The organism is Bacillus sp. 01N42_2 (assembly GCF_056399565.1).
The window spans coordinates 156,225-169,885 of sequence record NZ_JBFTRO010000001.1 but is presented as its reverse complement, the minus strand read 5'-3'; the positions used below and the strand labels follow the sequence as shown (position 1 = coordinate 169,885).

Below are 13,661 nucleotides of genomic sequence, written 5' to 3'. Positions count from 1 at the left end.
CTTTTATGATAAAGCAAGTTTCAATATAAGGAAAACAGAATTTTAAAATTGTTTTTTCGATTTGGTGTATAAAAAAAGAGAAAGGCCGCCGATGATAGAAAGTGAGGAGGCATCTGGATGAAAAAAGCATGGATTCTCGTCATATCATTCGGCATTGCGCTTGCGCTGTTTTTATACGCAAACACTAAGGTGAAAGCGGAAAGCGCGGCACCTGGAAAGCAAAGCCTTGTTTCCGGTTTTCAGCTGAGATTTTCGAATGATCGGGAAGGACAATAGGACGGTAAAAATTAGTATTGACTTTGAAATTAGAAGACTGTATATTATGTTACTATATTCAGAAAATAAAAACTCAAGAGATTCATTTAACATAAAACACTGTGAACGGGAGCAGTAAAAGAATCCAGTCAGAAAAAGAGAGCCGCGGTTTGGTGCAACGCGGACTGATTGTTCTTTGAACTCGCCCGGAAGTGGCAGGGCGGAACGGAATTATCGGAATATTCCCTATGTCCTAACGGCTGACCTTCGTTAAAAGGTTTTCAAGCTGGATTCCGGATATTTGGGATCAACAAGAGTGGTACCGCGGCTGCCTGAGGCACGCCGTCTCTTTTTTAAAAAGAGGCGGCGTGCTTTTTTATGTGATGAACACTTTTTGCGAGAGGGCGTGTGATAGATGGAAAAGGACAAGCAAACGTTGAAACGGACGATGTCGTCCAGACACATTATGATGATGGCGCTTGGAGGCGCAATTGGGGCCGGGCTCTTTAAAGGCAGCAGCACGGCGATTGATGAAGCCGGGCCTTCCGTGCTGCTGGCCTACCTCCTCGGCGGAATCATTCTGCTGTTTATTATGCAGGGGCTGGCCGAAATGGCTGTCAGAAACAAACATGCAAGGACGTTCCGTGATTTGGTTGAGCAGTCTCTCGGATCGTACGCTGCATACTTTTTAGACTGGATCTATTGGAAAATGTGGGTGCTCAATATTGCCGCAGAGGCGGTCGTAGCCGCCATTTTCATTCAATATTGGCTGCCGGAATGTCCGATATGGATACTCGCTTTGATTATTTCCATTGTGGTAACGGTCGTAAACATGCTTTCTGTGAAGCTTTTTGCCGAGACAGAGTACTGGCTTGCGCTCATTAAAATTACGGTGATTGTCATCTTTATTTTATGCGGAATTCTGCTTTTATTTTTCTCATTCGGCAATCATACGGCGCCGGGCCTGTCTCATTTAACGGATCACGGAGGATTTTTCCCGCATGGAGCGGGGGGCGTCATTACGGCGATGCTCGTCGTGATCTACTCATACGGCGGAACGGAAATCATCGGCGTCACGCTGGCGGAGACAAAAAACCCCGAAAAGGTGATTCCGAAAGCTGTCCGAAGCACGTTAACGCGGATTGTCGCTTTTTATTTGCTGCCGTTTTTCATCATCGTCAGCCTGATTCCTTGGAATCAAGTCAACAGCGTTCCCGAAAGCCCGTTTGTCATAGTATTTAAGATGATCGGAATTCCGGGTGCAGACCATATTATGAATGCCGTCATTCTTCTTGCGATTATCTCGTCTATGAACTCGGGATTGTACGGGTCATCCCGCGTCTTATTTACGCAGGCTTCTGACGGCCGGGTGCCGAAAATCTTTTCAAAACTATCGAAGAAAAAGGTTCCCGTCTATGCGATTCTGACTTGTACGTCATTTTTATATGTAGGCGTTCTGATTTCTTTATTTGCAGGAAGCCAGACGTTTAATTATTTGATGGGTTCACTCGGCTATACCGTGCTGTTCATCTGGCTGATTATCGGATTCGCCCATTTGAAATCAAGAAAACATTCAACAGAACAGCCGGCTTATTACGTCAAATGGTTCCCGTACACGACCTGGTTTGCGGTGCTTGCGCTTTTGGCCATCCTGATCGGCGTAATTGCGACGACATCCATTGTCATCACATGCATCACCGCGGCCATCTACCTGCTTATTACGGCTGCGTATCTCGTGAAAGGGAGACATCAATAAACAAAAAAACTCTTGCCCCGCGGCAAGAGTTTTTTTAATGAGCGGCCTTTTTTTCTGCGGCCAAAGCAGGTGTTTTCAGTCTCTTTGGTGTTATATTCACAAAGCAAATGCTTGTGACAATCAGAAGCAGTCCGGCTAAAAGGCTGACGGTCAGCGGCTCATGCAGGAATATCGAGCTGACGACAATGGATATGAGCGGGATCAGGAAGGTGTAAGAGGCAACCTTGCTTGCTTCCCCTGAACCGACAAGCGTAAAAAAGGCGAGCCAGCCGAGCGCGATGACAAATACCGAAATGAACAGAAGGCTCAGAATGAACGGAGCTTTCCATTGAATCGCTGAAAAGCTTTCTGAAAAACTGCCGGAGCTCACAAGCAGCACGCCGCCGATCAGAAGCTGAAGAGCGACCATCCAGATCGAGTCCGCGCGTCCGCCCGTTCTTTTCACATATACCGTGCCGAGCGCCCAGCTGACTGCGGAGCCTAAGGCCAAAAGAATGCCGGCGATGGAAATATGACCTCCGAAACCGGCTGAGCTGATGACGGCGACACCGGAAAAGCCTAGAATAAGCCCAGCTATTTTCAAAGGATACATCGATTCCCCGAGCCACAGCCAAGAAAAAACACCCATTAAAACAGGCTGGAAAAACACAATGGCTGAAAATAGGCCGGCAGGCAGGTAATTCAAGCCGACCGTTTGCAGGCCGTAAAATAAAGTAATATTTAAAATAGCAGAAATCAGATAGATCGGCCACGTTTCTTTAAAACGCAGCTTTTTAAAACGGGGCAGCGCCACCATTAATAATAGAAGTCCGCCGATCAGCGTGCGGATTCCGGCAAACAGAAGAGGCGGGGAATAGGCGAGCGCGGCCTTTGTCAGCGGCCAGTTAATCCCCCATACCGTAACTAAAAACGCCAGCATGAGAGCTGTCTGTATTCTCGAAAGCTGTTTCACGACGTTCACTCCTTGTAGAACAATTCCATCATATGATACGGTAATCAGCAAGATAAATAAAATGAATCTTTTTTATAAGGAGCATAAGTAAAACGTTATGACGATTACACAACTGCGGGTTTTTGTTCAAATTGCTGAAACGGGAAGCTTTACAAAAGCAGGGCAGGCGCTGAATATGACGCAGCCCGCCGTCAGCCATGCCATCTCGGCGCTTGAGTCAGAGCTCGGCATTAAGCTGATCATCCGCGAGCGCCGCAACGGCTTAAGACTCACGGACACGGGCGGAAAAATTCTCGTCCATATCAGAGAGGTGCTCAAAGGCATAGAAAAAGCCGAGCAGCTGGCGGCCGCGGAAAGAGGGCTTGAACAGGGAACGATTCACGTCGGCACATTTCCCGCCGCTTCCGCTTATTTCATTCCAAAGCTGATCAGTATGTTTAAAAAGCGGTATCCGAAGCTTGAATTGGTGCTTCATGAAGGAACGGTCAACGAAGTAAAGGAATGGCTCCGTTCCAGGGTAATAGATGCAGGTATTACTCTTTTTCCTACGGAAGATATGGAATATCTGCCGCTGAAAAAAGATAAAATGGCCGTCGTGCTTAGAAATGATCATCCGCTTTGCAGCTGTGAGTCAATCACTCTGAAAGACCTTGACTGCCAGCCGATGATCATCTGTGACGGAGGGTACGAATCACCGCTTATTGATATGTTTAGGGAGGCAGGATCTGTGCTGACTGCCGCATTCACTGTTTACAACGTCAATACGTCCATCAGCATGATTAAAGAAGGGCTGGGAATCGCGATATTATCACAAATGTCTATGTCGGGAATATCGCTGCCGGACAATGTCGTGACGAGAGATCTGAATCAGGAGGTGTACCGCGATGTTCTGCTTGCCGTTCCTTCCGTAAAAGAGGCTTCATTGGCGGCAAAACTTTTTATTCAAATCGCGCAGGAACTCACAAAGAATGAATAAAAGACCCTAATCATCTTAGGGTCCTGAATCTTATCGGTTAATTTTAAAAGAGTTTGTCGTATTGACAAGTTTTGAACCGCTGAACGTGGCTTTGACACGATAATAACCTGTCTTGCATCCTTTTAAAGAGAATGACTTAGTCACCCTTACTGAGAATGAAAAGGTTGTTTTTTTGCAAGTCGTCCATTTCTTTCCTGACTTTCGCTGTAAGTATAGGTTTCCTTTAAAGGTTCGATTAGACGGATACGGTGTACTGAGAGTAAAATCGACAGTTTTCGCTTTTTTCGTGTAGTAGGAGGCATCGGTAAATCCGCTTACATTTAAATGCTGCTGAGTGCCGTCATAAAAGTCTGCGGCGTATGCCTTATCGGTGTTTCCTGTAAAAAAGATTGCTGCCAGTAAAGCTGTTGTGAGTGCCATTAAGAGTTTTTTACGCATATAGAATGACTTCCTTCCTATTCAATATATTACATATGTTAACATTATTGGTTCTGTTCTTTCAATGATATCTTTTCATTTTTATATCATTCTAGGCTCTTCATATCTGAATGTAATAGATTCATTCATACAGAGTTCACTAGTGACGACCGCTGACTGATTGTTCGAATATCATCGAATCAAATTGTTTAACTCACGGGAAAAGCTGTGGTAAGGTGTGTGGTAGAGACCTTGTTTAAGATCTGCTTACACTAAACCATAAAGGAGAAAACGATGGCTGAACATACATTGAAAGATACTGCGTTTTCCGTATTGAATTTATCGCCGGTCGTACAGGGGGGAACGGTTGCTGAATCGTTCCGCAACAGCATGGATTTAGCGCGCCGCGCCGAGGAGTGGGGCTATAACCGCTATTGGCTGGCGGAGCATCATAATATAGAAGGCGTCGCCAGCTCGGCAACGTCAGTGCTGATCGGCCACATCGCCGGCGGCACGAAAAAAATCCGCGTCGGTTCAGGCGGCATTATGCTGCCGAATCATTCGTCACTTATAATCGCGGAGCAATTCGGAACCCTTGAAACGTTATATCCAGGGCGGATTGACCTCGGACTCGGACGTGCGCCGGGAACCGACCAATTAACGGCAAGAGCCTTAAGAAGAAACATAAACAGCGGGGAAGATTTTCCGGAGCAGCTTGAAGAATTGAGAAATTACTTCAAACCGACAGGCAATGTGCGCAATCAAGTCCGCGCCATTCCGGGCGAAGGGCTGGACGTGCCGATCTGGCTTCTGGGCTCAAGCGGCTTCAGCGCACGCCTTGCCGGAGAGCTCGGGCTTCCGTTCGCCTTTGCGGCTCACTTCTCACCGAAAAACACAGTGCCGGCTCTTGAGCTGTACCGAAGCTCCTTCCGTCCGTCAGACGTACTGGATAAACCGTACGCGATGGTCGGCGTCACCGTTATTGCCGCAGACACGGATGAAAAGGCGGAGCATCTGGCGACATCGCATTATCAAAGATTTTTAGACCTCGTCCGCGGCACGCCGAACCAGCTGAAGCCCCCTGTTGAAGACATGGATCAAATCTGGTCGCCGTATGAAAAAGCGATGGTGAATGAACAGCTCAGTTCAACGATCGTCGGCGGACCGGAGCGTGTGAAGGAAAAACTGGAAAGCTTCATCCGGACAACACAGGCGGATGAAATCATGGTGAATTCAGAAAGCTTTGAGCATGCCGACAGAATGCGGTCGTTTGAAATCATCGCCGAATTAAAAAGATAAAAACAGGCAGCACACTCTTTATAGTGTGCTGCCTGTTTTTGTATAATAATATGAAATTTCATACTATTGTGGTATCATTTATTAGAAAAATTTTCTTGAAACGTAGGGAGGGAATAAAGATTTGGATGTTTCTTTGAAAGATGTTTTTGGTATATCGCGGAATGTTTTAAAAAGTTATGTCGATAGACAACAAATTGATGAGGATTATCAAGATAAAATTGAACTAACGGATCATCACATCGTAATTTATGGTGAAACAAAAGTCGGAAAAACATTATTAAGAAAAAAATATGTAACCAAAGCTGAAAACACTATAGTGATAGACTGTACGAAGGGAGTTGATTTAGCTGATATTTACACACAAATTTTATACAAATCCGGCGTGGAGATATCTGATAACTTTTCCAAAAGTATTGAAAAGTGCTCAAAAATTGATAGTCAAGTAGAGGCAAATCTATTTCAATTTTTAAAAGCGAAAGTGACCGGAGATTCATCAGAAAAAGAGTTATTAAGTGAATCAGGGAAAATGGATCTTCCTAAGACCGTAAGTGTCAGAGTGGCTGAATCACTGAAGGAAAAAGGCATTCAGTTTATTGTACTGGATGACTTTCATTATTTAAATTTAGTCGATCAATATCTGTTGGCTTTTGACCTGAAAATGTTCTATCAAAGTGGCTTAAGATTCATTATAATCGGGACGAAAATTATAAATGGCTATTTTGAAAAATTCAATGGAGAATTATCTCAAAGAATTGATTATATTGATGCTACTAAATGGTCTACTACAGATTTGTTGAAGATAAAGAGTAGAGGCTGTAAAGAGCTGAATATAGACATTAGTGAAAATGTAATAAATTATTTTATAGAGGCATCTAGCCAAATAGTTGCTGTATATCAACAACTTCTTTTTGATTATTGTCGTGAAAGTGGGATAAGAAAGAGAAGTCAGAATTACATTGTTCTTGACAGTCTTGAATTAGCTAAGGAATGTAATGCTCTGTATTATAAAAGAGTAAGCGAGGAATATCTGACAAAAATTCAAGACATTGCAGATGGAGAAAGAAAAGCGAAGCTGAAGTTATACTATTATATAATGAAAATTGTGTTAACGTCTGATCAAGATATAGCGAGGAGAGGATTTTCTTTTCAGTATTTATATGAGAATATTCACCGAATCCATGAGAAAAAGTCAATAAATCATGGTGCACTGACCTCTGTACTTAACCACTTCGATGAATTGCAATCCAAAAAGGATATCTTTCCAAAGGTCTTTACATACTATGATAAAAGACTATATATTTCAGATTCGTTATTTTATTATATTTTAAAGCATTTTAATAAAGAAAATATAGATGATGTTCTTCCACCTCATGATTTTCAGCTCAGTTTTCAATTTAATGACTGATGGGCAGATACTATTGTATCTGCCCATTTTCATTCGCCGATCCGCCTGACGGAATTCCGGATGACGAGTTCCGGTTCATACACGACGTCATCTTGCTTCGGTTTTTTATGTTCTAAGCAGTCGATGACGTATTTTGCCGCCGCTTTCCCCATAATGGATTTCGGGTGCTTGACAGAGGTGAGCTTCACCTCGGAAATCTGGGCGAAATGTGAATCATCATAGCCCATGACTGACACGTCATCAGGCACCTTTAAGCCGAATTCTCTGAGAAGATTAATTGTCTTCAGCGCAATTTCATCATTATAACAAAGAATGGCCGTCGGGTATGATCCGCTGTTTTGCTCAAGGGTATCCTTAATCTTTTGGAGAAGCACGGTTTCTTTTTCCTCAGTCGTGTAAGTTACGATCATGTCCGGAGACGGGAAGATCCCGCGCTCCCGATGCGCCTGCAGATAGCCGTTCATTCGTTTGACGCCCTGCGTGTCATCCGCTTTAAAAATTCCCATAATGTGCGTGTGCCCGAGGGACATGACGTATTCGCAAGCCATCATGCCGCCTTTGACATCATTGACGGAAAAGCTCGGTGCGGCCAGCTCCGCATAAGAAGCGTTAATCATGGCAAACGGAATGCCGTTTTTCTCCAGATTGAGATAATAGCCGATGTTGGGCGTCTGCAGCGCGCTTTTCGTAGGCTCGACAATCAGCCCGTCTATATTTTTAGACAGCAGGTTTTCAAGGCCGCGTCGTTCACTTTCTGTATTGTTGTTGGTGCTCGTCAGCAGCATGGAATAGCCTTGTTCGCTTAAATAAGATTCGATTCCCCTGATGATGCTCGGGAAAATATAGTCTGATATGTACGTTGTAATGACGCCGATCGTTTTGTTTGAATGCATGGCTGATTTCGCCGTGCGTGAAGCGACAAAGGTGCCTCCGCCCTGAACGCTGTACAGCAGCCCCTGCGAGACTAAATCCCCGATCGCTTTTCTGATGGTATGGCGGCTGACGCCGAACTGATGCATCAGCTCATTTTCCGTAGGCAGCTTTTGGTCAGGCTGTATTTTTCCTTGATTCAGCCATGAACAAATTTCTTCTTTTACTTGAGCATATTTCGGTAGCATATCAATTCCTCCAAAATGTATACGGACAAATTCCAGTATAACATAGTAAGCCCTTTCATCAAGTCGTAAAAACAATTGACAGATTCTGAAAAACTGCTTATTCTTTATTTGTACGTACTAATTTTCCTTATTTTTAGATAAAATTCTTTATAAGTACGTACAAATGTAACAACACTCTAATTTGTAAGCGTTTTTATTCTATTATTCGCGGGAGGGTAAAATTCATGAAGAATCACCCGGCACCAATTGGCTCAAATGTACCTGTCACTCGGGAGCATTCGAAGTGGTTTGTCATTCTTATCTCATGCGCGGCCGGACTCGGAGGGCTTTTGTACGGTTATGACACGGCGGTTATTTCCGGCGCCATCGGTTTTCTGAAAGACTTGTACCGTTTAAGTCCTTTTATGGAAGGACTCGTGATTTCAAGCATTATGATCGGCGGTGTTTTCGGCGTCGGTATTTCCGGATTTTTGAGTGACCGTTTCGGACGGAGAAAGGTTCTGATGGCAGCGGCCCTTTTGTTTGCGGTGTCAGCGGTTGTCTCTGCGCTTTCTCAAAGTGTGTCTTCCTTAATTATCGCCAGAGTCATCGGCGGTCTGGGGATCGGAATGGGCTCCTCGCTTTCTGTCACCTATATTACCGAAGCCGCTCCTCCGGCCATACGCGGCAGTCTGTCCTCACTGTATCAGCTGTTTACGATATTAGGCATCTCCGGCACTTATTTTATTAACCTCGCCGTCCAGCAGTCCGGCTCATATGAATGGGGGGTGCACACCGGCTGGCGGTGGATGCTCGCTTACGGCATGATTCCGTCTGTCATCTTTTTTATCGTGCTGCTTATCGTGCCGGAAAGTCCGCGCTGGCTTGCAAAAGCGGGGCGCAGGAATGAAGCTCTCGCCGTGCTGACGCGCATTAACGGCGAGCAGACCGCGAAAGAAGAAATCAAACAAATTGAAACGTCTTTACAATTAGAAAAAATGGGTTCATTGTCTCAGCTGTTTAAACCGGGGCTGAGAAAAGCGCTTGTGATCGGGATTCTGCTGGCTTTGTTCAATCAGGTCATCGGCATGAACGCGATTACGTATTACGGGCCGGAAATCTTCAAAATGATGGGCTTCGGGCAGAATGCGGGGTTTGTCACGACATGCATCGTCGGTGTCGTCGAAGTGATTTTCACCATTATCGCGGTTCTTTTAGTCGATAAAGTTGGCCGGAAAAAGCTGATGGGGGTCGGATCAGCCTTTATGGCGCTGTTCATGATCTTAATCGGGGCATCCTTTTATTTTCAGCTGGCAAGCGGTCCGGCTTTAGTCGTCATTATATTAGGATTCGTTGCCGCTTTCTGCGTTTCAGTCGGGCCGATTACGTGGATCATGATTTCAGAAATCTTTCCGAACCACCTCCGCGCACGCGCCGCCGGTATTGCGACGATATTCCTGTGGGGGGCGAACTGGGCGATCGGTCAGTTCGTGCCGATGATGATCAGCGGGCTGGGTCTCGCGTACACTTTCTGGATATTCGCCGTCATTAATATTCTCTGTTTCTTGTTTGTCGTGACGATTTGCCCTGAGACGAAAAATAAATCATTAGAGGAAATAGAAAAACTCTGGATAAAATGAAAGCGTTTTACGACAAAAGTCCGCTCCGGCGGGCTTTTGTCTGTCACCTTCAGTCTGTTTCTGTATATAATGACTGTATCAAGGAGATACTGGTAAATCCTGCGAAGAATGTCGAGGAATTGACCTTTAACAGTTGAATTAACAAAGTCATCCTGTTAAAATAATTAAAGAAAGCAGACATAATTTTTTTTGGCTATGATGGGACGTTTTTTGTCATAGCGGGACATTTTCTGTCCAGTATGAATAGGAAGGAACGTTTGAGTCATGAACCAGTTAATACAAGCTCAAAAAAAATTATTGCCTGATCTTTTGCTTGTCATGCAGAAAAGATTTGAAATCTTGCAGTATATCAGGCTTACCGAACCGATCGGCCGCAGAAGTCTCGCAGCCAGTCTCGGATTGACCGAGCGCGTTCTCAGAAGCGAGGTTCAGTTTTTGAAAGAACAGAATCTCATTGATATTAAAACAAACGGCATGACAATGACGGAAGAAGGCTATTCACTGCTTTCGATTCTGGAAGATACGATGAAGGATGTTTTAGGATTGACGCTTTTGGAAAAGACATTAAAAGAGCGGCTTAATCTGAAAGATGCCATTATCGTCTCCGGAGACAGCGACCAATCTCCTTGGGTCAAAAAAGAATTAGGGAGAGCGGCCGTTGCGTGTATGAAAAAGAGATTTTCAGGCAAAAATATCGTCGCTGTAACCGGCGGTACGACAATTGAAGCTGTCGCCGATATGATGACGCCGGATTCTAAAAACCGCGAGCTTTTGTTTGTGCCTGCAAGAGGCGGTTTAGGCGAAGACGTGAAAAACCAGGCGAACACCATATGCGCGCATATGGCGGAAAAGGCTTCAGGCACTTACCGGCTTTTGTTTGTTCCCGGACAGCTGTCACAAGGCGCCTATTCATCTATTATTGAAGAACCTTCCGTAAAAGAGGTGCTTCAGACGATTAAATCAGCGAGTATGCTCATTCACGGAATCGGCGAAGCTAGAACAATGGCGGAGCGAAGAAACACGCCTTTGGAAGATTTGAAGAAAATAGATGACAATCATGCGGTGACAGAAGCATTCGGCTACTACTTTAATGCGGACGGAGAAGTCGTTCACAAGGTGCATTCAGTCGGAATGCAGCTCGATGACCTCGATGCCATTCCCGACATTATCGCAGTAGCGGGCGGATCATCAAAAGCAGAAGCAATCGAAGCTTATTTTAAAAAGCAGCGAAACACGGTTCTCGTCACGGACGAAGGAGCCGCAAAGAAGTTATTAAGGGATAACAGTCCCTCAATATAAATATCTCTCACTTATTAAAAGGAGGAAATAATCATGGCAGTAAAAGTCGGTATTAACGGTTTTGGTCGTATTGGACGTAACGTATTCCGCGCAGCATTAAACAATCCTGAAGTTGAGGTAGTGGCGGTTAACGATTTAACAGACGCTAACATGCTTGCTCATCTTTTACAATATGATTCCGTACACGGAAAATTAGACGCAGAAGTTAAAGTTGACGGCAGCAACCTTGTTGTTAACGGCAAAACAATCGAAGTTTCTGCTGAGCGCGATCCTGCGAAACTCAGCTGGGGCAAACAAGGCGTTGAAATCGTAGTTGAATCTACTGGTTTCTTCACAAAACGCGCAGACGCTGCGAAACATTTAGAAGCCGGCGCGAAAAAAGTCATCATCTCTGCACCTGCTAACGAAGAAGATATCACAATCGTTATGGGTGTTAACGAAGATAAATACGATGCAGCTAACCACGATGTTATCTCTAACGCATCTTGCACAACAAACTGCCTTGCGCCGTTTGCAAAAGTACTTAACGACAAATTCGGCATCAAACGCGGTATGATGACAACTGTTCACTCTTACACAAATGATCAGCAAATCCTTGATCTTCCGCACAAAGACTACCGTCGTGCGCGTGCAGCAGCTGAAAACATCATCCCAACATCAACTGGTGCTGCTAAAGCAGTTTCTCTAGTTCTTCCTGAACTAAAAGGCAAACTGAACGGCGGAGCAATGCGTGTGCCGACTCCAAACGTTTCTCTTGTTGACTTAGTTGCTGAACTTAACAAAGACGTAACGGTTGAAGACGTAAACGCAGCTCTTAAAGAAGCGGCTGAAGGCGATCTTAAAGGAATCCTTGGCTACAGCGAAGAGCCATTAGTATCCGGAGACTACAACGGCAATGCTAACTCTTCTACAATCGATGCTCTTTCTACAATGGTTATGGAAGGCAGCATGGTAAAAGTAATCTCTTGGTACGATAACGAAAGCGGCTACTCTAACCGCGTTGTTGACCTTGCAGCTTACATCGCAAAACAAGGTCTTTAATTCATAGCTCCCGGAAAGGACCGGACTTGGTTCTTTCGGACAGAAACGCTATAATGAAAGCGGACAAGGGAAGGGGACGGACTCCCTTTCCCTTTTTCCATGAGAACCGGCTTTCAGAAAGCGCCGGATTGCTGCAGAACGTCCGCGTTTTGCAGTTTCAGCGGCACTTTCGTTTTCGGGCCGCCTGCCCTGGCTCAGAAGACGATCTGCCCCGTGCCCGGAAGCTGCAATCTGCCCCGCGGCGGAAGCATCCATAAGGCGGTTTCACGTTTCACGTTTTTCGTGCTATGCAAACCATTTTGAAGGAGGATCTCCTAAGGCATGAATAAAAAAACAGTAAAAGACATCGACGTAAAAGGCAAAGTCGTATTCTGCCGCGTTGACTTTAACGTTCCAATGAAAGACGGGGAAGTAACAGACGATACTCGTATCCGTGCTGCGCTTCCGACAATCAAACATCTTGCAGACCAAGGCGCGAAAGTCCTTCTTGCGAGCCACTTAGGCCGCCCGAAAGGCGAAGTGGTTGAGGAGCTTCGTTTAACTCCTGTCGCTGCACGCTTAGGCGAACTGCTTGGCAAAGAAGTGAAAAAAGCAGATGAAGCTTACGGTGATGCTGTAAAAGCACAAATTTCTGATATGAAGGACGGAGACGTTCTTGTATTGGAAAACGTACGTTTCTACCCTGGCGAAGAGAAAAATGATCCTGAGCTTGCTAAAGCATTTGCTGAGCTTGCGGATGTATATGTCAATGACGCATTTGGTGCTGCCCACCGTGCTCACGCATCTACAGCCGGAATTGCCGAGCATCTGCCGGCGGTTGCAGGATTCCTGATGGAAAAAGAGCTTGACGTTCTCGGCAAAGCCGTGACAAATCCTGAGCGCCCGTTTACGGCAATCATCGGCGGAGCGAAAGTAAAAGACAAAATCGGCGTCATCGAAAGTCTGCTTGATAAAGTGGACAACTTGATCATCGGCGGAGGTCTTGCTTACACATTCGTTAAAGCGCTTGGCTATGAAGTCGGTAAATCTCTTCTTGAAGAAGATAAAATCGAGCTTGCAAAATCATTCATGGACCGCGCGAAAGAAAAAGGCGTTAAATTCTATATGCCGGAAGACGTTCTCGTTGCTGATGATTTCTCTAACGATGCAAACGTTCAAATCGTGCCGATCTCTGAGATTCCAAGTGATTTAGAAGCCATCGACATTGGTACGAAAACACGCGAAACGTATGCTGACGTTATCAAAAACAGCAAACTTGTCGTGTGGAACGGACCGATGGGCGTATTCGAAATCGACTTGTTCGCTCAAGGCACAAAAGCGGTTGCAGAAGCATTGGCAGAGGCGAATGATACATACTCTGTCATCGGCGGAGGAGACTCTGCGGCAGCCGTTGAAAAATTCGGCCTTGCTGACAAAATGAGCCACATCTCAACAGGCGGCGGCGCATCCCTTGAATTTATGGAAGGCAAAGAGCTTCCAGGGGTAGCTGCACTGAACGATAAATAAAACTGCTATAAGGAAGTG

Annotated in this window: 12 protein-coding genes and 1 other annotated feature; of the genes, 9 read left to right on the top strand and 3 right to left on the bottom strand. The window is 45.2% G+C overall.

Going from position 1 to position 13,661, the window contains the following annotated elements; all coding sequences use genetic code 11:
- The first annotated feature begins 117 nt into the window (after window positions 1-117).
- Entirely contained in the window at window positions 118-276 is a 159-nt protein-coding gene (locus AC1DN5_RS00915; protein ID WP_016937878.1) for a hypothetical protein, read from the top strand.
- Window positions 277-368: 92 nt separating this feature from the next.
- Window positions 369-608: a binding site (T-box leader), on the top strand.
- Between the two features lie 62 nt (window positions 609-670).
- Window positions 671-2,011, top strand: coding sequence for an amino acid permease (locus AC1DN5_RS00910; protein ID WP_047477202.1), 1,341 nt, complete (start codon window positions 671-673; stop codon window positions 2,009-2,011).
- 34 nt (window positions 2,012-2,045) lie between these two features.
- Here the strand turns inward: AC1DN5_RS00910 and AC1DN5_RS00905 are convergent, their stop codons facing one another.
- Window positions 2,046-2,963: a DMT family transporter gene (locus AC1DN5_RS00905; RefSeq protein ID WP_047477201.1), complete on the bottom strand. Its 918-nt coding sequence runs from the start codon at window positions 2,961-2,963 to the stop codon at window positions 2,046-2,048.
- A 97-nt stretch (window positions 2,964-3,060) separates the two neighbouring features.
- On the opposite strand from AC1DN5_RS00905, the gene AC1DN5_RS00900 reads away from it, so the two are divergent.
- Window positions 3,061-3,939 carry a LysR family transcriptional regulator gene (locus AC1DN5_RS00900; RefSeq protein WP_366969801.1) on the top strand — a complete coding sequence of 293 codons (879 nt, stop codon included), beginning with the start codon at window positions 3,061-3,063 and terminating at the stop codon, window positions 3,937-3,939.
- A 30-nt stretch (window positions 3,940-3,969) separates the two neighbouring features.
- On the opposite strand, the gene AC1DN5_RS00895 is transcribed toward AC1DN5_RS00900, so the two are convergent.
- The gene (locus AC1DN5_RS00895) at window positions 3,970-4,377 is read right to left on the bottom strand and encodes a hypothetical protein (RefSeq protein WP_016937882.1); all 408 of its coding nucleotides are present in this window, start codon (window positions 4,375-4,377) and stop codon (window positions 3,970-3,972) included.
- Window positions 4,378-4,650: 273 nt separating this feature from the next.
- On the opposite strand from AC1DN5_RS00895, the gene AC1DN5_RS00890 reads away from it, so the two are divergent.
- Both AC1DN5_RS00890 and AC1DN5_RS00885 read left to right on the top strand, forming a co-directional pair.
- Window positions 4,651-5,655, top strand: a complete 1,005-nt coding sequence (locus AC1DN5_RS00890) for an LLM class flavin-dependent oxidoreductase (protein ID WP_327814596.1) — start codon at window positions 4,651-4,653, stop codon at window positions 5,653-5,655.
- A gap of 121 nt (window positions 5,656-5,776) precedes the next feature.
- Window positions 5,777-7,060: an ATP-binding protein gene (locus AC1DN5_RS00885; RefSeq protein ID WP_045925931.1), complete on the top strand. Its 1,284-nt coding sequence runs from the start codon at window positions 5,777-5,779 to the stop codon at window positions 7,058-7,060.
- Window positions 7,061-7,089: 29 nt separating this feature from the next.
- Here the strand turns inward: AC1DN5_RS00885 and AC1DN5_RS00880 are convergent, their stop codons facing one another.
- Window positions 7,090-8,178: an arabinose utilization transcriptional regulator AraR gene (locus AC1DN5_RS00880; protein ID WP_269774272.1), complete on the bottom strand. Its 1,089-nt coding sequence runs from the start codon at window positions 8,176-8,178 to the stop codon at window positions 7,090-7,092.
- A gap of 224 nt (window positions 8,179-8,402) precedes the next feature.
- On the opposite strand from AC1DN5_RS00880, the gene AC1DN5_RS00875 reads away from it, so the two are divergent.
- From AC1DN5_RS00875 to AC1DN5_RS00860, 4 genes are all read left to right on the top strand, one after another.
- Window positions 8,403-9,797: a sugar porter family MFS transporter gene (locus AC1DN5_RS00875; RefSeq protein WP_095241316.1), complete on the top strand. Its 1,395-nt coding sequence runs from the start codon at window positions 8,403-8,405 to the stop codon at window positions 9,795-9,797.
- 264 nt (window positions 9,798-10,061) lie between these two features.
- Complete coding sequence (gene cggR / locus AC1DN5_RS00870) at window positions 10,062-11,096, top strand: gapA transcriptional regulator CggR (protein ID WP_016937886.1); 1,035 nt, start codon at window positions 10,062-10,064, stop codon at window positions 11,094-11,096.
- 33 nt (window positions 11,097-11,129) lie between these two features.
- Complete coding sequence (gap, locus tag AC1DN5_RS00865; protein ID WP_016937887.1) at window positions 11,130-12,137, top strand: type I glyceraldehyde-3-phosphate dehydrogenase; 1,008 nt, start codon at window positions 11,130-11,132, stop codon at window positions 12,135-12,137.
- A gap of 321 nt (window positions 12,138-12,458) precedes the next feature.
- A complete protein-coding gene (locus AC1DN5_RS00860) occupies window positions 12,459-13,643 on the top strand; it encodes a phosphoglycerate kinase (RefSeq protein WP_016937889.1) in 1,185 nt (394 codons plus the stop codon).
- Window positions 13,644-13,661 lie beyond the last annotated feature (18 nt).